General features: G+C 69.7%; 20 protein-coding genes, 1 tRNA gene and 1 pseudogene. 9 read left to right on the top strand and 13 right to left on the bottom strand.

Translation table 11 applies throughout. The annotated features are described in order from the left end of the window. Window positions 1-47: 47 nt before the first annotated feature. From ubiB to ABIC30_RS08640, 4 genes are all read right to left on the bottom strand, one after another. Window positions 48-1,610, bottom strand: a complete 1,563-nt coding sequence (gene ubiB / locus ABIC30_RS08655) for a 2-polyprenylphenol 6-hydroxylase (protein ID WP_020092131.1) — start codon at window positions 1,608-1,610, stop codon at window positions 48-50. Window positions 1,611-1,641: 31 nt separating this feature from the next. Further along, window positions 1,642-2,427, bottom strand: a complete 786-nt coding sequence (gene ubiE / locus ABIC30_RS08650) for a bifunctional demethylmenaquinone methyltransferase/2-methoxy-6-polyprenyl-1,4-benzoquinol methylase UbiE (RefSeq protein ID WP_020092132.1) — start codon at window positions 2,425-2,427, stop codon at window positions 1,642-1,644. A gap of 113 nt (window positions 2,428-2,540) precedes the next feature. Then, entirely contained in the window at window positions 2,541-3,650 is a 1,110-nt protein-coding gene (gene leuB / locus ABIC30_RS08645) for a 3-isopropylmalate dehydrogenase (protein WP_020092133.1), read from the bottom strand. Between the two features lie 115 nt (window positions 3,651-3,765). Beyond that, a complete protein-coding gene (locus ABIC30_RS08640; protein ID WP_020092134.1) occupies window positions 3,766-4,482 on the bottom strand; it encodes a carbonic anhydrase in 717 nt (238 codons plus the stop codon). A 194-nt stretch (window positions 4,483-4,676) separates the two neighbouring features. Between ABIC30_RS08640 and ABIC30_RS08635 the strand changes: the two genes are divergently transcribed. The 3 genes from ABIC30_RS08635 to ABIC30_RS08625 all read left to right on the top strand — a co-directional run bounded on the left by ABIC30_RS08635 (window position 4,677) and on the right by ABIC30_RS08625 (window position 7,629). Further along, window positions 4,677-5,618 carry a hypothetical protein gene (locus ABIC30_RS08635; protein ID WP_020092135.1) on the top strand — a complete coding sequence of 314 codons (942 nt, stop codon included), beginning with the start codon at window positions 4,677-4,679 and terminating at the stop codon, window positions 5,616-5,618. A gap of 269 nt (window positions 5,619-5,887) precedes the next feature. Beyond that, window positions 5,888-7,453, top strand: a complete 1,566-nt coding sequence (locus tag ABIC30_RS08630; protein ID WP_354454701.1) for a 2-isopropylmalate synthase — start codon at window positions 5,888-5,890, stop codon at window positions 7,451-7,453. Window positions 7,454-7,553: 100 nt separating this feature from the next. After that, window positions 7,554-7,629 (top strand) — tRNA-Lys (locus ABIC30_RS08625). Window positions 7,630-8,007: 378 nt separating this feature from the next. Here the strand turns inward: ABIC30_RS08625 and ABIC30_RS08620 are convergent. The 3 genes from ABIC30_RS08620 to ABIC30_RS08610 form a co-directional block, all read right to left on the bottom strand. Continuing rightward, window positions 8,008-10,491: a Hint domain-containing protein gene (locus ABIC30_RS08620; protein ID WP_234082719.1), complete on the bottom strand. Its 2,484-nt coding sequence runs from the start codon at window positions 10,489-10,491 to the stop codon at window positions 8,008-8,010. 704 nt (window positions 10,492-11,195) lie between these two features. Continuing rightward, window positions 11,196-12,242, bottom strand: coding sequence for a glycosyltransferase family 2 protein (locus ABIC30_RS08615; protein ID WP_205833771.1), 1,047 nt, complete (start codon window positions 12,240-12,242; stop codon window positions 11,196-11,198). Window positions 12,243-12,559: 317 nt separating this feature from the next. Next, window positions 12,560-12,796 (bottom strand): site-specific integrase, encoded by a 237-nt coding sequence (locus ABIC30_RS08610; protein ID WP_128083307.1) that lies wholly within the window; start codon window positions 12,794-12,796, stop codon window positions 12,560-12,562. A 531-nt stretch (window positions 12,797-13,327) separates the two neighbouring features. Here ABIC30_RS08610 and ABIC30_RS08605 point away from each other — a divergent pair. Together ABIC30_RS08605 and ABIC30_RS08600 are read left to right on the top strand one after the other, a co-directional pair. Further along, entirely contained in the window at window positions 13,328-13,651 is a 324-nt protein-coding gene (locus ABIC30_RS08605; protein ID WP_128083306.1) for a hypothetical protein, read from the top strand. A gap of 463 nt (window positions 13,652-14,114) precedes the next feature. Next, complete coding sequence (locus tag ABIC30_RS08600; protein WP_020092139.1) at window positions 14,115-14,387, top strand: hypothetical protein; 273 nt, start codon at window positions 14,115-14,117, stop codon at window positions 14,385-14,387. 173 nt (window positions 14,388-14,560) lie between these two features. Here ABIC30_RS08600 and ABIC30_RS08595 read toward each other — a convergent pair whose 3' ends face one another. Together ABIC30_RS08595 and ABIC30_RS08590 are read right to left on the bottom strand one after the other, a co-directional pair. Further along, window positions 14,561-14,854, bottom strand: a complete 294-nt coding sequence (locus ABIC30_RS08595) for a hypothetical protein (RefSeq protein ID WP_020092140.1) — start codon at window positions 14,852-14,854, stop codon at window positions 14,561-14,563. Between the two features lie 231 nt (window positions 14,855-15,085). After that, on the bottom strand, window positions 15,086-17,761 hold the full coding sequence (locus tag ABIC30_RS08590; protein WP_354454697.1) for an excinuclease ABC subunit UvrA: 2,676 nt from the start codon (window positions 17,759-17,761) through the stop codon (window positions 15,086-15,088). A gap of 364 nt (window positions 17,762-18,125) precedes the next feature. Between ABIC30_RS08590 and ABIC30_RS08585 the strand changes: the two genes are divergently transcribed. Continuing rightward, window positions 18,126-18,869 carry a dienelactone hydrolase family protein gene (locus ABIC30_RS08585; RefSeq protein ID WP_354454695.1) on the top strand — a complete coding sequence of 248 codons (744 nt, stop codon included), beginning with the start codon at window positions 18,126-18,128 and terminating at the stop codon, window positions 18,867-18,869. A 14-nt stretch (window positions 18,870-18,883) separates the two neighbouring features. Here ABIC30_RS08585 and ABIC30_RS08580 read toward each other — a convergent pair whose 3' ends face one another. Beyond that, on the bottom strand, window positions 18,884-19,396 hold the full coding sequence (locus ABIC30_RS08580) for a CYTH domain-containing protein (protein ID WP_354454694.1): 513 nt from the start codon (window positions 19,394-19,396) through the stop codon (window positions 18,884-18,886). Window positions 19,397-19,959: 563 nt separating this feature from the next. Here ABIC30_RS08580 and ABIC30_RS08575 point away from each other — a divergent pair. The 3 genes and pseudogenes from ABIC30_RS08575 to ABIC30_RS08565 form a co-directional block, all read left to right on the top strand. After that, a pseudogene (locus ABIC30_RS08575) lies at window positions 19,960-20,796 on the top strand (FAD-dependent oxidoreductase); the annotation flags it as partial. After that, entirely contained in the window at window positions 20,775-21,260 is a 486-nt protein-coding gene (locus tag ABIC30_RS08570) for a sarcosine oxidase subunit gamma (protein ID WP_234082725.1), read from the top strand. The pseudogene ABIC30_RS08575 and the gene ABIC30_RS08570, both read left to right, overlap by 22 nt. After that, window positions 21,257-22,609, top strand: coding sequence for an L-serine ammonia-lyase (locus ABIC30_RS08565; protein WP_354454691.1), 1,353 nt, complete (start codon window positions 21,257-21,259; stop codon window positions 22,607-22,609). The genes ABIC30_RS08570 and ABIC30_RS08565 overlap by 4 nt, the downstream gene beginning before the upstream one ends. A 35-nt stretch (window positions 22,610-22,644) precedes the next feature. Here the strand turns inward: ABIC30_RS08565 and ABIC30_RS08560 are convergent, their stop codons facing one another. From ABIC30_RS08560 to ABIC30_RS08550, 3 genes are read right to left on the bottom strand one after another with little or no spacing between them, the layout of a single operon-like run. Next, window positions 22,645-23,157 carry a prolyl-tRNA synthetase associated domain-containing protein gene (locus ABIC30_RS08560; RefSeq protein ID WP_026604774.1) on the bottom strand — a complete coding sequence of 171 codons (513 nt, stop codon included), beginning with the start codon at window positions 23,155-23,157 and terminating at the stop codon, window positions 22,645-22,647. A gap of 8 nt (window positions 23,158-23,165) precedes the next feature. Further along, window positions 23,166-23,948 carry an adenine nucleotide alpha hydrolase family protein gene (locus tag ABIC30_RS08555; RefSeq protein ID WP_042671677.1) on the bottom strand — a complete coding sequence of 261 codons (783 nt, stop codon included), beginning with the start codon at window positions 23,946-23,948 and terminating at the stop codon, window positions 23,166-23,168. Next, the gene (locus ABIC30_RS08550) at window positions 23,945-24,961 is read right to left on the bottom strand and encodes an FAD-binding protein (RefSeq protein ID WP_081636455.1); all 1,017 of its coding nucleotides are present in this window, start codon (window positions 24,959-24,961) and stop codon (window positions 23,945-23,947) included. The genes ABIC30_RS08555 and ABIC30_RS08550 overlap by 4 nt, the downstream gene beginning before the upstream one ends. Between the last annotated feature and the right edge of the window lie 40 nt (window positions 24,962-25,001).

The raw sequence follows: 25,001 nt of genomic DNA, 5'->3' as shown, positions 1-25,001 counted from the left end.
CCCGCGGACCACGGCGGTCCCGGTCCCGGATCGGGGATGGTGCCGCGTCAGAGACCCCGGAACGCCAGTATCAGCGCGCCGACGGCGATGCCCCACAAGGCCAGCGTCGACCAGATCGCGCGGTAGCGTTCGTTGCGGGCGAAGCGCTCCAGCCGGCGGGCATCGCCGGTGCCGGCCTCGTCGAGGCGGACCAGCACGCGCTTCAACCGTATGGCAAGGTCCGGGATGTCGCCGACGACGTCGGAGACGACCTTGAGGGCGTCCAGGCCGCTCTGCGCCCGGCCGACCGGCCCCATGTTGCGGGCGATCCAGGCGCGCACGACCGGCTCGGCCGTGGTCCACATATCGAGGCGCGGGTCGAGGGAGCGGGCGACGCCCTCCACCACCACCATGGTCTTCTGGAGCATCACCAGCTCGGTGCGGGTGCTCATGTCGAACAGGGCCGTGACGTCGAACAGCAGGGTCAGGACCTTGGCCATCGAGATCTCGTCGGCCCGGCGCTGGTGGATCGGCTCGCCGATGGCGCGGATCGCCTGCGCGAAATCCTCCACGGAGTGATGGGCCGGCACGTAGCCCGCCTCGAAATGGACCTTCGCCACCCGGCGGTAATCCCGCAGGATGAAGCCCAGCAGGATCTCGGCGAGAAACCGGCGCTCGTTCGGGCCGAGGCGGCCCATGATGCCGAAATCGACCGCGACTAGCCGGCCCTCGGCATCGACCAGCAGGTTCCCCTGGTGCATGTCCGCGTGGAAGAAGCCGTCGCGGATCGCGTGCCGCAGGAAGCTCTGGATGACGGTCCGGCCGATTATCTGCGGATCATGCCCCCGGGCGGCGAGCTCCGCGGCGCTGTGCAGGCGGGTCCCCTCGATCCACTCGGCCGACAACACCTCACGGGCGGTCAGCTCCCATTCCGGCCTCGGCACACGGAAGTCCGGATCGTCCTTGGTGTTCTCGGCGAGCTCGGAGGCGGCCGCCGCCTCAAGGCGGAAATCCATCTCCATCAGCACCGAGCGCGCGAGGATCTCCACCACCTCGCGCGGGCGCAGCCGCTCCGCCTGCGGCGACAGGGCGTTCACCACCCGCGCCATGAAGCGCATGACCTCGAGGTCGCGCATGAAGCGCTCGCGGACGCCAGGCCGCATCACCTTCACGGCGAGGGCGCGCTGCGTGCCGTCGGGATCCTGCACGATCGCCTTGTGGACCTGCGCGATCGAGGCGGCGGCGATCGGCTCGCTGAACGACACGAACAGGGCGCTCACGGGCTTGCCGAGGGCGGCCTCGACGGTGCGAAGCGCGACCGCCTGCGGGAAGGGCGGCACCCGGTCCTGCAGTTTCTCCAAGTCGAAGGCCGCGCGCATGCCGACGATGTCGGGCCGCGTCGCCAGGAACTGGCCGAATTTCACGTAGGACGGGCCGAGGCGCGTCATCGCCGCAGAGAGCCGGGCCGCCCCGTCGTCGAGGCCGGGCCGCTCGAGGGAGCGGCCGATCCGCAGGGCGAGGCGCAGGTGCGGGGGCAGCTCAGAGGGGTCGACGAGGGCGAGGGCGCCCTCGCGGGCCAGCACGAAGCCGACCCGCGCGCCGCGAAACAAGTTGACGGCGGCGCTGATCACCGGTGCTGGCTCCCGTCGCGCGCGGCGGCGGTCAAGAGACCTTCCAGCCCGAATGGATCGCCACGATCCCGCCCGTCAGCGCCCGGTCGGTGACGTGCCGGAAACCCGCGCGCTCGATCATGCCCGCGAAGGCGCCGCGGGTCGGGAACTTCCGGATCGACTCCACGAGGTAGCGGTAGGACTCGGCGTCCCCGGCTACCCGGGCGCCGATGCGCGGGATCACGTTGAACGAGTAGGCGTCGTAGATGCGGTCGAGCAGCGGGATGTCGACGGCCGAGAATTCCAGGCAGAGGAAGCGCCCACCGGGCTTCAGCACCCGCCGCGCCTCGGCCAGCGCCGTCTCGATCCGCGGCACGTTCCGGATGCCGAAGGCGATCGTGTAGGCGTCGAAGGACGCGTCCGGCAGCGGCAGCGCCTCGGCGTTGCCGGTCACGAAGGCGATCCGGTCGCCGGCCTCGTCGACCTTGCGCTCCCGTGCCCGCTCGGCGCCGACCCGCAGCATCGACTCGTTGATGTCGAGTACGGTGACGCGGGTGCGCGGACCGCCCGCGGCCAGCACCCGGAAGGCCACGTCGCCGGTGCCGCCGGCGACGTCGAGATGCGCGAAGGCGCGGTTCTGCGGCGGCCGCAGCATCGAGACGAGCTGCGCCTTCCAGGCCCGGTGCAGGCCCGCCGACATCAGGTCGTTCATGATGTCGTAGCGGCGGGCGACCGAGTGGAAGACGCTGTCGACGCGCCCCTGCTTCTCGTCGAGCGCCACGCGCTCGAAGCCGAAATCCGCGCTCGCGCGCTCAGACGCCCCGTCTCCGGCCTTCATGACGCTCCCAATCCTCGATGGGCGCGTCATAGCGAAGGTCGCGCCCGACCGCCATGCGTCGAAACACGCGGCTGGGGACCGACCCCGGTGCTGCGACGCGCCGAAGACGTGTCTCAGCCGACCCGGGTGCGGAGCGCGTCCGCCACCGCGCTGGCCATGGCGCGCGTGCCCATCGGGTTCGTGCCCTCGCCGGCGATGTCGGCGGTGCGCGCGCCGCCCGCGAGGGCGTCGGTGATGGCGCCGTCGAGGGCGTCGGCCGCGTCGCCGAGGCCGAAGGAGTAGCGCAGGCACATGGCGAGCGAGCCGATCATGGCGATCGGGTTGGCCTTGTCCTGGCCGGCGATGTCGGGCGCCGAGCCGTGGACCGGCTCGTAGAGCGCGCGGCGCAGGCCGCTCGCGTCGACCGCGCCGAGGGAGGCCGACGGCAGCATGCCCAGCGAGCCGGTGAGCATGGCGGCGATGTCGGAGAGCACGTCGCCGAACAGGTTGTCGGTCACCAGCACGTCGAACTGCTTGGGCCGGCGCACCAGCTGCATGGCGCAGTTGTCGGCGAGGATGTGCTCGAGCTGCAGGTCGGCGTAGTGCGCGGCGTGCACCTTGGTGACGACCTCCTTCCAGAGAACGCCCGACTTCATCACGTTGTGCTTCTCGGCCGAGGCGACCCGGCCCGAGCGCTTGCCCGCGAGGTCGAAGGCCACGTGGGCGATCCGCTCGATCTCAGCCGTCGTGTAGACCTGGGTGTCGACCGCCCGCTTGGAGCCGTCCTCCAGCGTGGTGATCTCCTTCGGCTCGCCGAAATAGACGCCGCCGGTGAGCTCCCGGACGATCATGATGTCGAGCCCCTCGACGAGTTCGCGCTTCAGCGCCGAGGCCTCGGCCAGCGCCGGGTAGCAGATCGCGGGCCGCAGGTTGGCGAAGAGGTCCAGCTCCTTGCGCAGGCGCAGCAGGCCGGCTTCGGGGCGGTTCTCGTAGGCGACACCGGCCCATTTCGGTCCGCCGACCGCGCCGAGCAGGATGGCGTCCGCGTCACTCGCGCGCTGCAGGGTCGCGTCCGCGAGCGGGACGCCGTGCGCGTCGAGGGCGCTGCCGCCGACGAGGTCGGTCTCGGTCTCGAAGGTCGCGAGACCGGTCTCCTTGAGGGTGTCGAGCACCACCTGCATGCCGCCGGCGACCTCCGGGCCGATCCCGTCGCCGGGGAGGAGCAGGAGCTTGTAGCTGGCCATGACGGTCTCGCGGGTTCGGTCTCGACGTGCCGGCGGGCTTTATCGAGGCTGCACCGTCATTGGCAAGCTTCGGCAAAGCGCCGGCCCGCAGGCCGGGACGGATCGGGCACCGCGGTCAGAGGATCACGACCCGGCCGGTGCCGATGTCGTAGAAGCCGCCCACGACCTTCACCCGCTCGGCGGCGACGGCCTCCGCGATGATGGGGCCGGCCTGCTCGAGGCGCCGGACGCTGTGCCGGACATTCTGGGCGACGGCCTCGGCCAGGGGATCCTGCGCACGCGCCTTTTCGGCCAGATCCACCGCCGGGCGAATCGCCTCGATCAGCACGGGGAGATGACCGGGGAGCGACGCGTTGGTCTTCATGACGTCGATCGTCGCCTTCACGGCCCCGCAATCGGAATGGCCGAGGACGAGGATCAGCGGCGCGCCCAGGACCGACACGCCGTATTCGAGGCTGGCGAGACCGTCGGTGGTGACGAAGTTGCCGGCGACGCGGACGACGAACAGATCGCCCGGTCCCTGGTCGAAGATGAAATCCGGGGCGACCCGGGCATCGGCGCAGCCGACGATACAGGCGATCGGATACTGCGCCGCGGCCCGCGCGGCGCGACCGGCCGAGAAGTCTCGGTTCGTCGACGTGTTGGCGACGTAGCGGCCGTTGCCGTCGCGCAGCCGCGTGAGGGCCGCCTCGGGCGTGATGGCGTTCGATCGCGCGCCGTCGGGGGCCGCCTCGGCCCGCCGGATCCCGGCGGAAGCCCCCATCACGGTACCGGCCGCGGCCGCGGCCAGCAGGCCGCGCCGGGAGAGAGAGGGTCGATGCAGATCGCACACGGTGGACGGTCCCCTTCGGATCTGACGCCGGCCAGGCCCGGCGGACCGCTCGCTCCGGCAGCGCTGAGACAAGCACTGCGAGTCGTATCCCGGCGCGTTCTTCACCACCGAGTCCAAACTTTGCAGGAAATCCTGGACCGAAGGCCGGGCGCGCGGCATCCCTTCGGTCGGGATCCGGCTGAGTCGGGGCGCGGATGTTGGACGATCATTTCCGGGCGCGGATCACTCTGCTTCGATCCGAGCGCGATTTCCGCCCGGCGGTCGCCGGTTACTGCCAGGGCATGATCGAACCGGCGCAGATTGTTTGGCCGAGCCACAAGCTGCTCAATCAGATCGGGCGCTACGTGGTCTCGTTCATGCTGATCCACAACGACTACGCGTGGCGCCATCACGGGGGCCCGCGTCCCACCCTGACGGTCCTCCAGGCGATGGTGGGATCGAGCCCGAGGCAGACGGCCGGCTTCGTGTCGGCCCTGAAGGCCGGGCGCTTCGTCACCGCGGTGGCGGATCGGGGCGACGGGCGCGTGAAATGCCTGCAGGCGGCGCCGGCCCTGGTGACCGAGATCGCGCGGAGCGGGCGCCTGTTCGTCGCCGCCATGGACGCGGTGACCCGTCGCGACCCGGGCCACGCCGGGATGCTCGACGGCCCCGACCGGCTCGGGGAGTTGGTGCGCCTTTCGGCCGCCCACGTGCTGCGGCACGGCACGCTCATCGCGCCGTTCCCGCGGGTGCTCCATTTCGCAGGACGGGACTGCGGCTATCCGCTGCTCACGGCCCTGGTCGGGGCCCACTATGCCGCCACGGTGCCCGGCGCGCCGGCGGCGGTGTCGCTCAGCCTGCGCAGCCTCGCCGAGCGGCTGGACGTGTCGCGGGCCCATGTCGGCAACCTGCTCGGCGAGGCCGAGGCCGCGGGATGGATCCGGATCGCCGGCGGCCACCTGACCGCCTTCGACCCGACGCTGCTGGCGGAGTTCGAGGTCTGGGCCGCGGGGCAGATGCTGTTCTACGACGATCTCGCGGCGGCGATCCTCGCGGACCTGCCGGCCGCGACAGCCCCGGTCCGCGCCTCCGGACGCGCCGGTCTCGCTTGTGTTCCGGTCGATCCGGGGATACCTACGGGCCGCACCGCGCCGTGAGAACGTCCCGCGCGGGTCGCCGACAGGAGAGACGAGCCTTGGCCAGAGCCGGCTCAGCGATCGAGACCGCCCGCGCCGCCTCTACGGCGCTTCGGTCCCGTGCGCGCCGCTCCGGGCTCCTTCTTCCGCTTCTGCTTACCCGCCCCTGAGGGCCGTCCGGGCGCGCGCCTGGGCCTTCAGGGGAGTTCTTTCATTCGCGAATCCGCCCGCGAGGGCACCACGCCGCGCCGCGCCATCACGTGCCGGGCGGCCCGCGACAGGGTAATGCCATGACTACGACCAGCACCGCTTCCGCCCGCGACCGGATCCTGATCTTCGACACGACGCTCCGCGACGGCGAGCAGTGCCCCGGCGCCACCATGACCTTCGACGAGAAGCTCGCGGTCGCCGAGTTACTCGACACGATGGGCGTCGACATCATTGAGGCCGGGTTCCCCATCGCGTCGAACGGCGATTTCGAGGCGGTCTCGGAGATCGCCCAGAGGACCAAGCGCGCGACCATCGCCGGACTCGCCCGCGCGATCCCCGCCGACATCGCCCGGGCCGGCGAGGCCGTGCGCCACGCCAAGCGCGCGCGGATCCACACCTTCGTGTCGACCTCGCCGATCCATCTCGCGCACCAGATGCGCAAGAGCCAGGACGAGGTCGTCGAGATCATCCTGAAGACCGTGGCCCAGGCCCGCGACCTCGTCGAGGACGTGGAGTGGTCGGCCATGGACGCGACCCGCACGCCGCTCGACTACCTGTGCCGCTGCGTCGAGGCGGCGATCAAGGCCGGCGCCACGACGATCAACCTCCCCGATACGGTCGGCTACGCCACGCCGACCGAGTACCGCGACATGTTCGCGAACGTCCGCGCGCGCGTGCCGAACGCCGACAGGGCCGTGTTCTCGGTCCATTGCCACAACGACCTGGGCCTCGCGATCGCCAATTCCCTGGCTGGCATCGAGGGCGGCGCCCGGCAGGTCGAGTGCACGATCAACGGCATCGGCGAGCGGGCCGGCAACGCCGCGCTCGAGGAGATCGTGATGGCGCTGCGCACGCGCGCCGACGTGCTGCCCTACGAGACCGGCGTCGAATCGACCATGCTGACCCGCGCCTCGAAGCTCGTGAGCCACGCCACGAACTTCCCGGTGCAGTTCAACAAGGCGATCGTCGGCCGCAACGCCTTCGCGCACGAGAGCGGCATCCACCAGGACGGCATGCTCAAGAATGCCGAGACCTACGAGATCATGACGCCGGCCTCGGTCGGGCTGACCAAGACCTCCCTGGTGATGGGCAAGCATTCCGGCCGGGCGGCGTTCCGCTCCAAGCTGGAGGATCTCGGCCTGCACCTGTCCGACAACCAGTTCCAGGACGCCTTCGACCGGTTCAAGGCCTTGGCCGACCGGAAAAAGCACGTCTACGACGAGGACATCGAGGCGCTGGTCGACGAGAACCTCGCCACGGCCCACGACCGGATCCGGCTGGTCTCCCTGTCGGTGATCGCCGGAACCCGCGGACCGCAGCGCGCGACGCTGCGGATCGCCGACGAGGCCGGCACGCGGATCGAGGAGGCGGACGGCAACGGGCCGGTCGACGCGGTGTTCAACGCGATCTCGGCGCTGGTCCCGCATCAGGCGCAGCTGGAGCTCTATCAGGTCCATGCCGTGACCGGCGGCACGGACGCGCAGGCGGAGGTCTCGGTGCGGCTGCGGGACGGCGAGCGCAGCGTCACCGCGCGCGGCGCCGATCCGGACACGCTGGTGGCGTCCGCGAAGGCGTATCTCTCGGCGCTGAACAAGCTGTCGGCCCATTCCGTGCGCGTGCATGCACAGCATGCGGCGGCGGAATGAGAAAAAGCGGCGGCCGGGGGTGGACAGGCCCCGGCCGCGTTGGTATCAGCCCGCCACCCCGGACGGACTTGGTGGCCACCGGGCGGTCGCAGAAGCGATCGGGCGCATAGCTCAGTTGGTAGAGCAGCTGACTCTTAATCAGCGGGTCCTAGGTTCGAACCCTAGTGCGCCCACCAAGACTTAGCCTACTTCCTGCGAGCCGGACCTCAATCCCGGTGAGCGAAGGGTAAGAAGGCGAAGCGATCAACAATCTTCATTGCAGCGATGAGCCGCTCTCCGTTCGCCGAACTGCGACGGGCGAGCCAAGTCCGCGGAAGCCTCGCTTCATGGCCGAGGGCTACGATTCGGTTCGCCAAGCCATCGCAGCGCTTCGAGATTGAGTTCTGACGGTCGGCTTCGAAAATACGCGTCGATGGAGGGGACTGGCTCACGATTGTTACCGTCGCACGATTGCGCCTCGCCCGCATTCCCCTCTGTCCGCGCAAGCCGCCGAAAAAGCCCCACGCGGCGGTGCCGGCGGGGCTGAGGGTCGGCGCCGGATGCCCCGATCGACGCTACGCTGCCAACAGCGCGATCCAAGACCCTGCCGCATCCATCCGCTTGGCGCACATCAGGAGGCCATCGGCCGACCGACGCACTTCGACACGATGATGCACGTGTGGAGCGAGGCGTACATGCACACCGAGGTCGAAGCCGCATCGCCCGTCGCCGAAGCCGGCCGCAGCAAGGTCCGACCGGAACTCGGCCGCCACCGCGAACGCGACGACGGCACCGTCTACCAACACGTCCAGGCACAGCGGGGTGTCGGGATGCGCCTCGTCGCGCGCCCAGCCCCCGACGTGCAGCAGGCCATCGCCCGTCACGACGCATCGGTCCAGCCACGCTCGCACCGAGCCCGGCTCTGCCGCACCGTCCAACGAGACAGCGCGGAGGGCTAAGCGCCCGCGCAGCGCGGCCAAGTCGGGGCCGAGTTCGGCGCGCGGAGCGTAGGGCATGCGCCCGGTGCCGACGTCGAGGGCCTGCACGCCATCGAAGCCGCCGCGCACGCCGGGCGCCGCCAGGAAGCTCTCCGCCGGAGCATTCTCCGCGAGCAGCAGGTCGTGGGTGTCCAACTCGACGTGCCAGTATGTGAGATCCGCCACCGCCTCGCCACGCGTGATGCTCGAGCCGTTGACCAGATGTCCCGCGGCCGCGAGCAGCCCGTCCAGCCACAGGCAGTGATCTGGAGAGACAAGCAGGTCGCGGGCGGGCACGCCCTCGCTCAGTGCGTCGGCCCGGATGCGGACGGGGCGCTCGGCCGGGGGAACCATCGATCCCCGGTACGCGCGGGTGCCGATCCAACGGATCGGGCGCGGCGTACCGGCAACCGTGATGGCGAGATCGCCCACCGCGAGCTGCTCCACCGGCACGTCCGAGATGACCCGATCGCGCAGGACACGGATCCGCGTCCCGGTCACGTAGCAGGGTGCAGGGTTGGCCGGCTGAGATGGGTTCGTGGGATTCGTGGGGTTCGGGGCCGTAGCGGCGCGCACGATCGTGCCGCCCTGGCCGTCCGACACCGCCGCGAAGCTGGTCGTGCGGGGGGCCGACAGCACGAAGTTCTCGCTCACCTGGCCGCCACCGGAGCGGGTGCCGGTGATGGTGATCGAGCTGTTCGCACTGTTGTAGCTGACGCTGGAGTTGGTCAGCCCGGCGAGCGCGATCTCGTTGCCCGAACCGAAATTGGAGATGGTGTTGGCGAAGGTGCCACCATTGGTCGGCTGAGCGGCCACGTTGAGCCCGAGGCGCGCTGTCGCCGTCCCCGACATCGTGCCGAAGGTGATCGTCCCCGTGCCGGCCGAGGTCGGACCGCCGAGCTGAAGGGTGCTCGACACAGCGCCGCCGTTCGAACCGATCGCGGTGCCGCCGGAGTAGGTGCTGACCCCTGTCAGCGTCTGCGTGCCACCGGTGACCGCCACGCCGCCAGTACCGGAGATCGCGCCGCTGTAGCTGGTCGAACCGTTGGTGATGGTCAGGGCCTGCGCACCGAGCGTCGTCCCGCCGGTGCCCGAGAGCGTGGTGATCGAGGCACCGGCCGTCGTCCCCGAGATGTCGAACGTGCCGGCGTTGGCTACGGGTCCGAGATTGTTGGGAGCGTTGCCGAGGACGCGCAATGTCGTGGCGCCGCCGGCGATCCCGAGGCCGCCGTTCAGCGTTCCCGTGCTGGGGGTCAGGCTGTTGGTGCCGCCCGTGACGTTGATAGCGACGGCCCGGACGGTTGTGCTGCCGCCGGTGAAGCCGCCCGAGATCGTGCCGGTGTTGGTGATGGCGATGTTCGCGCCGGACAGACCGGCTCCCCCCTGGCCCGCGATGCCCGCCGTGCCACCATTCGCGGCCCCGCCCAGACCACCGTTTCCGCCCGTGATCTGGCCGGTGTTGGTGCCCGTGCTCCCGTAGAGGAAAAGTCCGATGCCGCCCTCACCGCCGGAACCGCCGAAAGCGCCGGGACCGCCGGCGGCACCGCCGGCACCGCCGTTCCCGCCGGTGATCTGAGCGCTGGCGATGAAGGATCCGGGGCCGGGCTCAACGAAGCCGTAACCACCGCTGCCGCCGCCGCCACCTCCGCCCGTCCCGTTGCCGGCACCGCCCGTTCCACCGGTGCCGCCGGTCCGGGAAAAGGTGAAGCCTACGCCATTCCCCGTGTTGGAGAGGTACTGGCCGTGGCTGCCGCCGCCGCCGCCGCCGCCGCCGTCGCCGGGATTCGGACCGGCAAGGCCAGCCCCGCCAGCCCCCCCGAAAAAGCTGGAGCCCGTGTTGGTCGAGTAGGCGCCACCCGTTCCCGACGTGTTGGTGACAGTTCCACCAGCCGCCGCGCCCCCGTTGCCGCCGGCGCCTCCGACCGAGCCTGCGGAACCGCCCGCACCTCCGCCGCTCCCCTGGGCAGAAGCGCCGCCGTTTCCACCGGCCGCGCCGGTGCCGTTCGCCACCTCGTCCGCCCCGGGCTGACCGCCGGTGCCGTTGACCGGATCTGCGCCGCTCCCGCCCTGACCGCCCGACATCGCCGCGTTCCCAACCATCCGCATCTACCCGTCATCCGCAATCTTGCGCGGGCGGGTGCTTGCCGTCAGCGTGGCGCCTGTAGGCCCTCGGAGTCGAGGATGCAGCGTCGCCTAATCGGTGATCGCCGGGCTCGAGACAGCGCTTTTTGATCCGTTGTGCTCTCTCCGCGACAGGAGGTCAGACTGATCTGGCACGGAAACTGATTTGATGGCCTTTCATGCTCCTCTGCTGGGAAGAATAGTTATCAACAAGTCGACGGGTTGGTTCGCACGCCACTCATGCGCCCCAGCGCAGGGGTCGATCCGGATGTGGTCCGTCCGCAGTGTGACATATCTCAGAACGGATTCGGCGAAGTCCCGCGCGACGAATGCCGGCGGGGCTGAGGTCGGCTCAGGGATGAGAGCATAGTCTGCGCGCGGGCGGCGCGGCTCCTGTCAGCCGGGAGGGGGGGGCGGGCGGATCCTTCGGCGCGGTGCGATTGCCGATGATAATCCTGACCATCGGCGTCAAGAGCGCCTGTGCCGGGAGTCAGGCTTGAGCGCGGCCGGATCGGCCGGGCAGGCAATGCGCCACCGCCGCGACAGCTCAGTGTGCGCTGGTCCGGCATCCGCCGCGGCAACCTTGACGCCTGGATTGCGACGTCGAAGACCCATGCACAGCCGATATCGACAGGACGCTCGAAGGCCGAAACCTTAGCTCAGTTTCACTCATGGAGAGCCTTGCGCCCCGGCCTGATGATGGCGCCACGGGCGTAACTGAGGATAGATTTTGCGGTTCTGGCGAGCAGTGTTCTACCATTCAACCTGACACGAAGTATCAGTTTTGATACACGATTAGGTAAGAAGATCATGGAGATCGCCGCGCTCAAGGTCATCAATCTCCTCGCCGAACCGTACCATTTCGGAAAATATTCCGCCAGCTCGACTACCTGTTTCAACGTGAGCTTTTCCCCAGAGACAATATTGATGTATATCTGGTCTCTCAAGTATATATAATTTCTGCGACTCCCAATAATGTCATGGTCAATTTTTCTGGCGGAAAGTATGTGCTTCAAATGTTCCAAACGATTGGAAAATCGTTCTTGACTGTATTGAAGCCGCTCGACTGAAGGCAAGCGCCCGGTCGAGGACATATTTTTATCGTGAACCCTATAGTAGCCCAGCGCCTCATTGAACGTGTAGATTTCGCCCATGAACGGAGCCGCGATAAGGATTACACCGTCCACCGTATCATAGGATGCCTCCCGAAGAAGATCGCACACATCTCTTCGAAAAATATTCCCCGAGGTCGGAGGCGAAACATATGCTCCTGTTTCAGATATGTCCTGAATGTAGGAATTTTTGGTTTTTTGAGCGCTCAGATCAGGGAAAATTCTACCTTGTTCGTCCCCTTTTTCATCGATTATTGACAAGGGAAACTGAAGCTTAGAGTATTTTTCATCTAATGCACCGACAATTTTCCGTAAAGACCCTGAAGAAAGCTTATCGTCAGCATCCAAGAACAGAACGTGCCTCGCTGTCGTATTATCTAAGCCGAGTACGCAGGCGCTTACAGGACCACCGTTTTCCTTACGTAGACATTTTACCCCAGTGCCCTGAATCAAAGTCCACGAATTATCTGTCGATCCATCGTCCACGACCACCAGTTCACAGCCATCAAGGAGCTGTAAACTCACACTTTCGATCGCTTCGACTATATATTTCTCGTAATTATAACAGTTGACAATGATCGCGAGCTTCTTGCCACCCATCTGTCGGCTCCCAGTTCAGCCACTGAAACCCCGGGGGCCCAGCCGCGAATCATCCGCATCTGAATCTATCTTCGACTGCAAATACGGCAAATATCACCCATACGGATACGGGGAATTTCACTGAAGATTTGCTGGCGGCCAATTCAGATCAAGAAAAGTAATTTTTGGTCTCAGCTATCCTTTTTCGGCTCAATCCCACATCATCGCGTAGGAAAATTATTTCATTATTTTTCAATTGCCATCGAATGTTCGGCCCTACGTGACAAAGATTCTAAATCTAGCCGTAATAGCCCCCAGTTTCGGAAACAGTGCTGTGCTCATTTGCCAATGGAGCTTCGAAATAACCGACTGAGCGGTCCGCAACGATTGTGTGGCCGAGAGAAATTCGACTCCTGATCGAGCGCCACCCTCCTTTCAACATTATAGAGGGTGTGGTTGTAGACATCGACCACATCTCGGGATCCCGAGATGTGGTCGAGCAAAGCATCGACACCGTGAGGCAGCACGCCCCGCTCGTTCATGCCGGTGGACACCGTCCGCCGCAGATCGTTCAACCGCCACTCCGTGACGCCAGACCGCTTGTTTGTCGCGGCCTTCGCGTTCAAGAATCCCGAGAACCTGGCGGCGCCCCCACCGAACAGGAGCGGCCAGCCAGCACTGGGCTGGACCTTTGCGAGCAGGTCGAGGCGCGGGACAGTGGCACGTCGAGCAGCAGACTATTCTTGGTCCGCTGGCCCGGTAGTCGCCAGATGCCGCTCGCCAAATCAAGCTCGGCCCGCGTCATGCCCGCCACCTCCTCGCGGCGCTGACCGGTCCGCGTTCGCGAGCGGACGATGCGGCCGAAGTCGTCATCCCGACAAGCCTTCAACGCAACCTTGATCTCGTCGGGCGCGAGCAACCCGGCAGCGCTTCTCCTCCTGGGCCGTCTCGATCGTGCCGACTACTGGGTTGGGCTCGGCCCTGCCGTTCCCGATCAGCCACCCAAAGATGGCTGAGAGCGTGGCCCGCGCCCTTTTCGCCGCGTCCGGCTCGTTCTCCTTCAAGATCACCCCGAGGCGCTCGGCGACTGTCGCCCGGCTCACAGCGTGAAGCGACTCGCGCAGCTTCCCGGTGGCTGCTCGGTCTTCGATCCGAACGTCACGGTGGCCCGCGCCTCGGCGAAATGCTCCTCGTCAGGCGAATCCGACCCGAGCTTGGCCAGCGCCGGCCGCTCGCTCGCCGCTCGCCAGGCATCGGTCGAGCAGCACGACCCGGCCGAGGGTGTCCCGCTTGGTCTGACCGATCGCGTTGCGGTATTGGACGATCCGCTGCCGCGAGCCGCCCGCGCCGACGCGCAGGCCGAAGCCAGGGAAATCGAACACGATCAAGCGTTCTATTCCGACCGAGAGTTCGCGGCGGCAGCGGTCTGATCGGCGAGGCGCATTCCGGCACACAGGCGGAGCGATTTCAACAGTGCCCAGCGTTGGACAATCGGCGGGTCCATTGATTTCGAGAGCGCGCTCGAGCTGTCGGCGACGCCGGCAAGCAGAACATGCGTGTCTCGGCGCCCGGAGCGTCGTCCTCTTACGCAGCGGGTCCGAAGTTCGAACCCCAGCGCGCCCACCGAGCCTTCGAGGACCATGGCCGAACCGCTCGGCAGCGTACTCCGCCAACCTTTCTTGCCTTCGGCGCGTCCTACGAAGGTGCGGCGCGTTTTCCGATCTCGACGTGGGGGCGCCGTCCCGGTTAGCTGGTGTGACACGGATCGGAGGGTCAGGAGGGAGCTGTGACAGGAGTTCGGCTGCGCGTGTCCGCCCCAAGGTGTCGTGCCCGCGCCGGTCGCGTCGGCGTAACGCCCTGCATGTCCGGCGGAGAGCGGGATCGGGAGGGGACATGACGTCCACCGCTCTCGCCGTGATGATGGCCGGCGTGCTGGGGGCCTTCTGCACGATCGTGTTCGCGGTCGACTGGGTACCGGGCTCCGTCGTTGGATTGCCGAACCTGCCGAGCCGGCGGGTGATCGGCCTGTGGGTCTACAACGGCGTTCTCTGCCTCGCCCTGGCCGCTTGGTTGGTGTGCACGTATTTCTGCACCGTCGACGGCTACGACGACATTCCCGCGGTGCGCGACAGCTACTGCAGGCCGCACGCGACCGTGGGCGCGTGACCGGCGCTTCTCCGGGCTCGGCGGGGTGCCGTGGCCCGCACGGGGGCCACGCTGAAAGTCGGGTCCGCGGCAGCGCGGTACGGGTCGGGGCATGATCATCCACTCGCCGCGCGGCATGCCGACGGTGCTGGATCGGCCGGTGACGTCCGGCCGGAATGCCCGGCGCGGATCTGTTAGCTGAGCTTGTCGTCGGGCTCCGTGGGCTCCACGCTCGTGCCCAGCGCACCGCCCGCGGGCGGATCGGTCCGACCGCGCTGGTCCCGGCCCGAGACTCCGTCCGTCTCGCCCGCCCGCTGCCCATGCGGGTGCAGCGCGTGACGGTTGGCGCGGGCCATCTCCTTGTGGGTCGGGATGGACCGCCACGGCGCGGAAGCGGTCCCCAGGCGAAGCGTTGAAGGGGACCGCGTGAGGAACACCGCGAGCAGGACCCACGGAATGACGAACACGGCGAACGCGGTGAGGCCCATGGCGATCCTCCGGAGAATTCAGCAGTAACGGTGGAAACTCCGGCGACTCAGTACTGATCCCGCAAACCTCACTTTAATCGATACTGCACCGCAGCGCGTTCTCCGGCGCGCAAGACGCGGAACACGATCGACCGGCCAGACCGTCGGACCACTGCCGGCAACCCGGCGCGTGACGCGTGCGCGCGGCACGCCTTCGTCCTCCGAGCCCTGTGCCGGCCGCGGTGGGTGACCTCAGCCCGGCGGCCGCGTGCGGACCGTCGCGAATTCCTCGCGCAGATAGGGCGCCGTGCGGCCGGCCGCGGCCGCGGCGACGATCTCGGGCCGGCCGGCGGCCACGACGGTGCCGCCCTGGTCGCCGCCGCCGGGGCCCATGTCGATCACGTGGTCGGCCCGGGCGACGACGCGCATGTCGTGCTCGGCCATGACGACGGTGTTGCCCGCGTCGACCAGACCGTTGAGCTGGACCATGAGGCGGTCGACGTCGGTCGGGTGCAGGCCGGTCGTCGGCTCGTCGAGGACGTAGAGCGTGCCGCCGCGCTGCCCGCGCTGCAGCTCGGTGGCGAGCTTGATGCGCTGGGCCTCTCCACCGGAGAGTTCGGTCGCCGGCTGGCCGAGCCGCAGGTAGCCGAGGCCGAGATCGCGCAGCACGGTGAGCGGCCGCAGCACGGACGGCTCGTCCGCGAAGGCCGCGCAGGCCCGGTCGACGGTCAGCGCGAGCACGTCCGCGATGCTCAGCCCGTTCCACGTCACCGCCAGCGTCTCCGGCGCGTAGCGCGTGCCGTGGCAGGTCGGGCAGGGGGCGTAGACGCTCGGCATGAAGAGCAACTCGACGCTGACGAAGCCCTCGCCCTCGCAGGCCGGGCAGCGCCCCTTGGCCACATTGAAGGAGAAGCGGCCCGCATCGTAGCGGCGCCGCCGAGCCTCCGGGGTCGCGGCGAACAGCTTGCGGACGGCGTCGAACAGGCCCGTGTAGGTGGCGAGGTTCGAGCGCGGCGTGCGCCCGATGGGCTTCTGGTCGACCTGCACCAGGCGCCCGATCCCGTCCATGCCGCCGGCGATGCGGCCCTCCGACGGGCCCGGCACCTCGTCCAGGGGATCGTCCGGCTCGTCCTCGGTCTTCACCGGCCGGCCGAGACGCTCGCCGACCAGCTCGAGCAGGGCCTGACTGACCAAGCTCGACTTCCCGGAGCCCGAGACGCCGGTCACGGTGGTGAGACACCCGATCGGGAAGGGGACCGAGACGCCCTTCAGGTTGTTGCGAACGATGCCTTCGAGGCGCAGCCACCCCGCGGGCTCCCGCGACGGCCGCGGGGGCGCCTCCACCAGCCCGAACAGGTAGAGCCGCGTCCGGGACGCCGCGACGTCACGCAGGCCCTCCGGCGGCCCGCTATAGAGGATCGTGCCGCCGTTCTCGCCCGCTTCCGGCCCGACGTCGACCAGCCAGTCGGCGCGGCGCATGGTGCCGATGTCGTGCTCGACGACGAAGAGCGAATTGCCCGCGGCGAGCAGCCCGGCCAGCGCGTCGTGCATGGCATCCCCGTCGGCGGGGTGCAGACCGGCCGTGGGCTCGTCGAGCACGTAGACGACGCCGAACAGCTGCGAGCGCAGCTGGGTCGCGATGCGGAGGCGCTGCAGCTCACCCGACGACAGGGTCGTGGTGACACGGTCCAGCGAGAGGTAGCCCAGGCCCAGATCCGCGAGCGTCCCGATGCGCGCGATGAGGTCCGAGGCCAGGCGCTGGGCGGCGAGGCGCTTCTCGATCGACAGGTTCGGCGTGACGCGCACGTCCGGCGCGCCCGCATGGGCCGAGCCACCGGACGCGGCACGCTCGGCGCGGTCCTTCCGGCCCACCGCGCGGTCGAGGGTGGCGGGTGCGGCGTCGGCCTCGGGCTGCCGGTCCTCGGCCGCCGGCCTCAGGGCCTCGGCGAGCGCCGAGAGCGGCATGCGCGAGAGCGCGCCGATATCCAGCCCGGCGAACGTGACCGAAAGCGCCTCGGGCTTCAGCCGCTTGCCGTGGCAGGCCGGGCAATCCTCGCTCACGAGGTAGCGCGCGGCGCGGCGGCGCATCAGCGCGCTCTGCGAGTTGGTGAAGGTGCCGAGCACGTGGCGGCGGACGCTGGTGAAGGTGCCCATGTAACTCGGCTCCAGGCCGCGGCGGCGGGCGAGCTGCGTCTGCTCCGGGGTGAGGCCGGCATAGACCGGCTCCTGCGGCTGCTCGTCCGTGAAAAGGATCCAGTCCCGGAGCCTCCGGGGCAGCGCTTTCCAGGGCGTGTCGACGTCGACGCCCCGGCTGACAAGGATGTCCCGCAGGTTCTGGCCGCCCCAGGCCTGCGGCCAGGCCGCGACGGCCCGCTCGCGGATCGTAAGGGACGGGTCCGGCACCATCGAGGCTTCCGTCGCCTGGTAGACCCGCCCGAGGCCGCCGCAGGACGGGCAGGCGCCCTGCGGCGTGTTGGGCGAGAAATCCTCGGCGTAGAGCATCGGCTGGCCGGGCGGGTAGGTGCCGGCGCGCGAGTACATCAGGCGCACGAGGCTCGACAGGGTCGTGACGCTGCCGACCGACGAGCGCGCGCTCGGCGTGCCGCGCTGCTGCTGGAGCGCGACAGCGGGCGGGAGGCCCTCGATCGCGTCGACGTCGGGGACGCCGACCTGGTCGATCATCCGCCGCGCGTAGGGCGCGACCGATTCGAAGTAGCGGCGCTGCGCCTCCGCGTAGAGGGTGCCGAAGGCCAGCGAGGACTTGCCGGATCCGGAGACGCCCGTGAACACAACGAGCGCGTCGCGCGGCATCTCCACGTCGATGTCGCGCAGGTTGTGCTCCCGCGCGCCCCGGACCGTGACGTAGCCCGTCCGCCCCGCACCCGCCCGCGCGATCGTCGTGTCGCGCCGGGGTTTCGCTTGGTCCATGAGCAGCCTTCTCGGAGGAGGCCGGCGCCCCCGGCGGATCGTGAAATCGGGAGACCGGAGACCGGCGCGGGCGACGGGGCCGTCACCGCGCGGGCCGCCGTGGCGACCCGTATACCGTCCGGCCCACAAACCGAAACCGGACCGCGCCGGGAACGCGTCAGACCGCTGGCTTCGCGGCGGAGCGACCGGGATAGCTCGGTCGCAGGCGAGGACCGTCGCCGCAGCACCACCGGACCGGATCAGGTCACGGGCCTTCTCCTCGCTCATGGCGACCGGCGGCCCGAGACGTGGGGTGCGGTCGACGGCCTGGCGATTTTCCGAAGGCGGGCGCAGAACGTGTGGGCGCCCCGTCGAGGAACCGAGCATGGTCAACGAGCACGTCGCGATCCGGACCGAGGACGGCGTATGCGGGACGCACGTCGTCGCGCCGGACGGCGCGGGGCCCTGGCCGGCCGTGATCCTGTACATGGATGCCGGCGGTATCCGACCGGCCCTCGTCGACATGGCGCGGCGGCTCGCGACCGGCGGCTATCTCGTTCTGTTACCGGACCTCTTCTACCGCTACGGGCCCTATGGCCCCTTCGTCCCCGCGGACGTGTTCAAAGGCGATTTCCGAGCGATCCTCGGCCCGCTGATGGCGACGACGGACAATCTCAAGGCCGCGACCGATACAGCGGCGCTCCTCGCCTATCTCGACACGCGCGACGACGTCGCGGGGCGCGCGGTCGGGGCGGTGGGCTTCTGCATGGGCGGCCGCATGGCCATCACGGCGGCCGGCACGTATCCGGACCGGTTCGCCGCCGGCGCCAGCTTCCACGGCGGCAATCTCGCGACCGAGGAACCCGCGAGCCCGCATCGTCTGGCACCCGCGCTGAGGGCCGAGGTGTATATCGCGGCAGCCGAGAACGACGGAAGCTACCCGTCCGCGATGGCCGAGCGGCTGGAGACGGCGCTGTCGCGAGCCGGTGTCCGGTATGCAGCGGAGACCTATCCCGCCGCGCACGGCTGGATGATGCCGGATTTCCCCGTCCACGATCGCGTAGGCGCGGAGCGCGGCTGGGCGGCGATGAGCGCCCTGTTCGACCGCACCCTGCGCAGCACGGGCTGAGCGCGGCTGCGTCGCTAAGCGGCCACCGGCAGCCGCAGCACGTCGTCCATCGTGATCGGCCGGCCGGCCTCGCGGCAGAGGTGGAGCAGGGTGGACTGGCGGAACCGCAGGTCGCCGGTCACCTCCTCGCCGAGCCAAGCGGGCTTGCTGAAGAACTGATCGGCCCGCGCGAGCTCGACCTCGGCCAGGACCATCCCGGCCAGCGAACCCTGGAAGACGTCGACCTCCCAGGTCAGCCCGTCGTGCGGCACGCAGTAGCGGATCTTTTCGATCACGTTGCCGGTGCACACCTGATCGACCATGGCGGCGCCGTCGGCATGCGGGATCTCGTACTCGAACTCCGCGCGGGCGATGCCTTCGCGGGCGCCCTTGACCGTTAGCCAGGCACGCTCGCCGTCGAGCCGCACCCGGACCTTCCCGCGCGCGAAATGACCGACCAAGCCGTCCTTCAGGTGCCGAATGGATGTGGCCGCGTCGCGCCAGCCCGCGCCTGCCACGAGGAACTTCCGCTCGATCTCTAACCGCATCCACGCGTCCATTGCTTCGGCCGGACGCCTCGTAGCCCATCGGGGCCGCCGAGTCAGGCGTACTGGATCATCCGGTGCGGACGCACGGGAACGGGACTCGGCCTCGACGCAGATGTGCCGCTCACCGTTGCGGCAGAACGATCGTCAGCCTCTCGGATCGCCGTCGATCCGGCGACGTCGTGCCCGGGCGCGAACCGTGCCGTCGGCGTGACCGAGTCGATGATCGTGGGAGCGTGAAGAACAAGCGGCGGCGCCGCGAACGATGCGCCTGCAAAGGAACGCGAGCGTTCCTGCACAATATGTTCTCATCGCTGTCTAAATCGGTACCAATGCTGCAGTGCATTGTGAATTCATGACGGTAAAATTCCGGACGCGTCGTCTTCCCGCCGGAAAGCGTCGCAGGAAGGCAAGCCCGTGAGGGGCCCGCCGGTAGCTTTTCATTGTCATTGATAAAAGGCTCTCTCGGCTCAGGGCAACAAATGACGACTGGAAAGTGCAATAGATCGCAGAGTTCGTAACCACATGGGTCGTATTACCTTAGCGGGCGCGAGCTAGATCTTCGGCTGGAGCTGCGCGAGGGCCTCAGGACCCAGTGTCAGAACCACTGGCCGTTCCAGCGCTACGATGTCGGCGCGGTGAACGACCTGCTCTTGCCAGTCTTCGTCGCGGGGTTATACTACAAGACCTTCATGTGGCCCCGGAAATTCTGGGACGAGGTCTACGAGCCGTTCATCCGCGGCGCGGCCGGTCTCGGCAAGGCGCCGACCGAGGCCGATCCGGAGCGCTACGCCAACCGCCACTCCCACTGCGACGTCCTGATCGTCGGCGCCGGGCCGGCCGGCCTCGCGGCCGCGCTGGCGGCGGCGAGGACCGGCAAGCGGGTCATCCTCGCCGATGAGGGCGCGGAGCCCGGCGGCAGCCTTCTGCACGACGTGACCTCCGAGATCGACGGCCGCCCGGCCGCGGAGTGGCTGAAGACCGCCCTCGCCGACCTCGACGGGCGGGAGAACGTCATCCTGCTGCCGCGCACGACGAACTTCGGCTACTGCAACCACAACCACCTCGCGCTGGCCGAGCGGATCACCGACCACCTGCCCGCCGGGTCCGCGCAGACGCCGCGCGAGCGGCTCTGGCAGGTGCACTCCGGCGAGGTCGCGCTCGCCGGCGGCTCGCACGAGCGGCCGCTGGTCTTCGCCGACAACGACCGTCCGGGCATCCTGCTCGCCGAGAGCGTGCGGGTCTTCATCAACCGCTACGGCGTCCTGCCGGGACGGCGCGTCGTGTTCGCGACCGCCGGCGCCTCGGCCTACGTGGCGGCCCTCGACGCCAAGCGGGCCGGGGCCGACGTGACCGTGGTCGACCTGCGTCTCGAGGCCGATTGCGGGACCGAGCCGGCGCGGTCCCCGCTCGTCGGCGGCCAGTTTTCCCCCTCGACCGCCCGATCAACACCCTGTCGGGCGACGAGACTCGGTGGATCGCCCGCCTCGGTCCCGACGAGTGGCTGATCGACGCGCCCGAGACCGATGCCGACATCCTGGCCGCCGCCGTGAGCACCGACCTCGCCGGCCGGACGCACGCCCTCGTGGACGTGTCGCACCGCAATGTCGGGATCGACGTCCGCGGGGACGCGGCCGCGATCGCCCTCAACGCCGGCTGCCCCCTCGACCTCGGCGACGCCGCCTTCCCGGCGGGCAGCGCCACCCGCACGCTCCTCGGCAAGGCCGAGATCGTGCTGATCCGTCGCCCCGGCCCGGTCCCGACATACCGGGTTGAGTGCTGGCGGTCCTTCGCGACCTGCGTGTATGGCTTGCTGCAGGAAGCCGCCTTCGGGGCCGGCCCGCTGGAGAGAGCCGCCGCGCGATGATCAGCGCCTTCGATCTGTTCAAGATCGGGATCGGCCCGTCGAGTTCCCACACGATCGGGCCCATGGTGGCCGCGCGCCGCTTCCGCGACCGCGTCTCCGGCCGGGCCGGCGTCGCGCGGGTGTCCGCGGAGATCTTCGGCTCCCTCGCCTGGACCGGGCGCGGCCACGGCACCGACCTGGCGATCTTCCTCGGCCTGCTCGGCCACGAGCCCGCGACCGTCGATCCGGACGCCGTGACGGACTACACGCGAACCCTGGCCGAGACCGGCGCCATCGGCCTGCCGGGCGTCGCCTTCGACACGACGAAGGACCTTGTCTTCAACTTCGCCGAGGTCCTGCCCCGCCACACCAACGGCATGCGCTTCCGCGCCCTGAACGCCGACGGCGCCGTGCTGGACGAGGTGGTCTGCTACTCGGTCGGCGGCGGCTTCGTCGAGGAGGAGGGGGCGGGGGAGACCGGCGGCCTCGGCGCCGTCGCGGTGCCCCACCCGTTCGAGAGCGGTGCCGACCTGCTGCGGATCTGCGCCGAGACCGGCCTCACCATCCCGCAGGTCCAGATGGCCAACGAGCGCGCCCTGCGCACCGAGGCGGAGATCGAGGCCGGGCTCGACGCCGTCCGCGACGCCATGCTGGCCTGCATCAGTCGTGGCCTGCGCATGGACGGCGAGCTGCCCGGCGGCCTCAGGGTCCGGCGGCGCGCGAAGCGCCTGCACGAGACCCTCGAGGCGAACCGCCTCACGAACAGCCGGCCGGCCCACGAGATCATGGACTGGATCAGCCTGTTCGCCCTGGCGGTGAACGAGGAGAACGCGTCCGGCGGCCGGATCGTCACGGCGCCGACCAACGGCGCGGCCGGGATCGTGCCGGCGGTGCTGCGCTACATCGTCGACTTCTATCCCGGCTGGAGCGAGGCGCGCGGCCGCGACTACCTCCTCGCCGCCGCGGCGATCGGCGGCCTGATCAAGCGCCGGGCCTCGATCTCGGGCGCCGAGGTCGGCTGCCAGGGCGAGGTCGGCTCCGCGGCCGCCATGGCGGCGGCCGGGCTCGCGTCCGTCCTCGGGGGCGACGCGCGGCAGGTCGCCAACGCCGCCGAGATCGCCATGGAGCACCATCTGGGCATGACCTGCGACCCGATCGGGGGGCTCGTCCAGATCCCCTGCATCGAGCGCAACGCCTTCGGTGCCAACAAGGCGGTGGCGGCCGCATCCCTCGCCCTCCACGGCGACGGGGTGCATTTCGTCAGCCTCGATCAGGTCATCGAGACGATGCGCCAGACCGGCCACGATATGCAGGCCAAGTACAAGGAAACCTCCCTCGGCGGCCTCGCGGTCAACGTGGCCGCCTGCTGAGCGCGACGTCCCGCGCGGCCTCGCAGGGGACCGTGTCAGGCCGCCTGCGACGCCCCCGGCAGCGCGAACGGCTCCGGCGCGTGACCCTCCGCGCGGAGCGCGGCCAGCAGGTCGTCGGGCGCGAGGTTGAGGGTGCGCGTGCTCACCAGGGGATGGACGTTGATCCGCGCCTCCGCGAGCAGGCTGTCCTGGACGAAGATCCGCACGCTGCCCGGCGCGGCGTTGAGGGCGGCGAGCGGCGACACCGCGCCGCTCGCGACGCCGAGCTGCGCGCCGAGCGCCTCGGCACTGGCGAAGGACAGGCCGCCCCGCGCGCCGAGGACGGCCCGGAACGCCTTCAGGTCCACCTGGGCGTCGTGACGGAGCGTGACGAGGAAGTGCGTCTTCTTGCCGTCGCGCAGGAACAGGTTCTTGGTGTGCGCGCCGACGATGTCGCCGCAGGCCGCCATCATCGCCTCGACGGTCAGGACCGGCGCGTGCTCGTAGAGCTTGTAGGCGACCCCGAGCGCGCGCAGCCGGGCCAGGAGATCGTCGGAGTTCAAAGGCATCGGGTTCCTCATCGCGGTTCGGAGGCCGGCGGCGCGAGGACGCCGATCCGGCGCAGGTGAGCCAGGATCTCGCGCGCGGCCGCGTCGGGCTCGGGCCGCACGAGCAGGCGCCCGCCGACGGACGCCGCCTCGCCGGTCGCAGCCCTCAGCCGCTCCGCCGCCGAGCCGCCGGACGGCGCACCTTTCACGAGTTTCGGCCGGCGGCGATAGGGGCGTTCCTCGAAGACCGGGACGGGGGCGGCGGCCGCGGCCGGGTCGCCCGCGACGGTCTCGATCACGCCGCGCCGCGCCTGCCCGTAGGCGAAGGGGAGCGGCGCGGGCGCGTCGGGATGGATCGTGGCCAGGACCGGGCCGCGCAGGGTCACGCGGCGGCGCGCGCCGCGGCCGAGGGTCTGGTCGAGGGACAATGCGCCCGCGTCGCCGGCCGCGAGGGCGACGACGTCGGGGATCAGGAGGCCGTCGAGGGCCTCCGCGACCGCGTAGGGAACCATCCCGGTCTCGTCGCCCCCCTGGCCGCGCCGGCCCGCGAGGATCAGGCCGGGCGCCATCCCCGCGAGGCGGGCGGAGAGGGCCGGCACCGGATCTGCCCCCGCCGGCACGCGGACGTGGACGATCCGGGACAGGCCGTGGCCCAGCGCGTCCGCGACGGCGGCCGCGGCCGGCCCGGCATGGAGGCCCACGGCCTCGCCGAGGCCCGTCGCGAGACGGATCGCCTGGGCCTCCAGCCGCGGCAGGGCCGTCGCGCCCGAGACCGGATGCCGTCCCGCGGAGAGGAGCACGACGCTGGTCAGGGGCTGCCCACCGGGCACGCGGCTTCCTCGGCCAGGAGCCGCAGCAGGGCGGGCATGACCGGCTGCGCGTCCTGCACGATGGCGAGGCCCGCCCGCTCGATCATCGCCGCGTGCAGGTCGGTGTTGACTGCCACGACGTGCTCGCAGCCCGCGACACCCTGCAGGTGCTGCGGCGCGCCCGAGATACCGAGGGCGAGGTAGCAGGTCGCCGCCAGGATGGTGCTGGAGGCGCCGACCTGGGTTCGGCGCGGCATCTGCCCGAAATCGCACAGGACCCGGCTCGCGCCCGGGGTTGCGCGGAGCGCCGCGACGAGCTGCCGGAACGCGTCGAGGTCGGTCACCCCGTTCCCCGCGGCGGTGACGAACGCGGCGAGCGCGAGCGGCACCGTGGCCGGATCGGCCGGGACGTGCCGCACCGAGAGGACCGCCGTCCGGGCGGGCGCGAGCCCCGCCATCGCGACCGCCAGCGGCCGCGCTTCCCGGGGCGGGCCGGCATACTCGGCCACCGCGTCGGAGGCGACGGTGGCGAGGAGACCCGGCGCGGCCCTCTGCTCAACGCTGCGGCCGCGCGCCGGGCGGATCAGCCCGGAGGCGGAGACAACCTCGGCCTGGGTGAACAGCGGCGCGCCGAGCCGGACCGCGACCCTTCGGGCCAGGTCGCCGCCGTCGATGGATTCTGGGAACAGGACGTGCCGCGGATCGAGCGCCGTCAGGGCCGCGGCGATCTGGGCGGCCCGGCCGGCGGGATCGTAGGCGCTATCGTGGAAGGCCCGCACGGCGCCGTCGTCGTCCCGGACGATCGCCACCGAGGTCTTGCCGATGTCGACGACCATGACGTCGCCGGCCTCCGGCACGTCGGGCTCGACGCCGACGTAGATCCAGTGGCGGCCGAAGATGACCGCCATGTCGGCCTTGAAGACTTCGGGGCTCAGGTAGAACTCGGCCGGCAGGCTGTAGCCGCGACGGCGCTCGCACCAGAGACGCTGCAGAGGGGTCGGCGTCACGTCGAGCATGGGACCTCCGGAGCCATTCAGGCCCCGAAACTATCGTCGC

The sequence above is a fragment of the Methylobacterium sp. 1030 genome (assembly GCF_040544715.1).
Classification (GTDB): Bacteria; Pseudomonadota; Alphaproteobacteria; order Rhizobiales; family Beijerinckiaceae; genus Methylobacterium.
The sequence above is the reverse complement of the archived record's forward strand: the minus strand, read 5'-3'. Positions and strand labels throughout refer to the sequence as shown.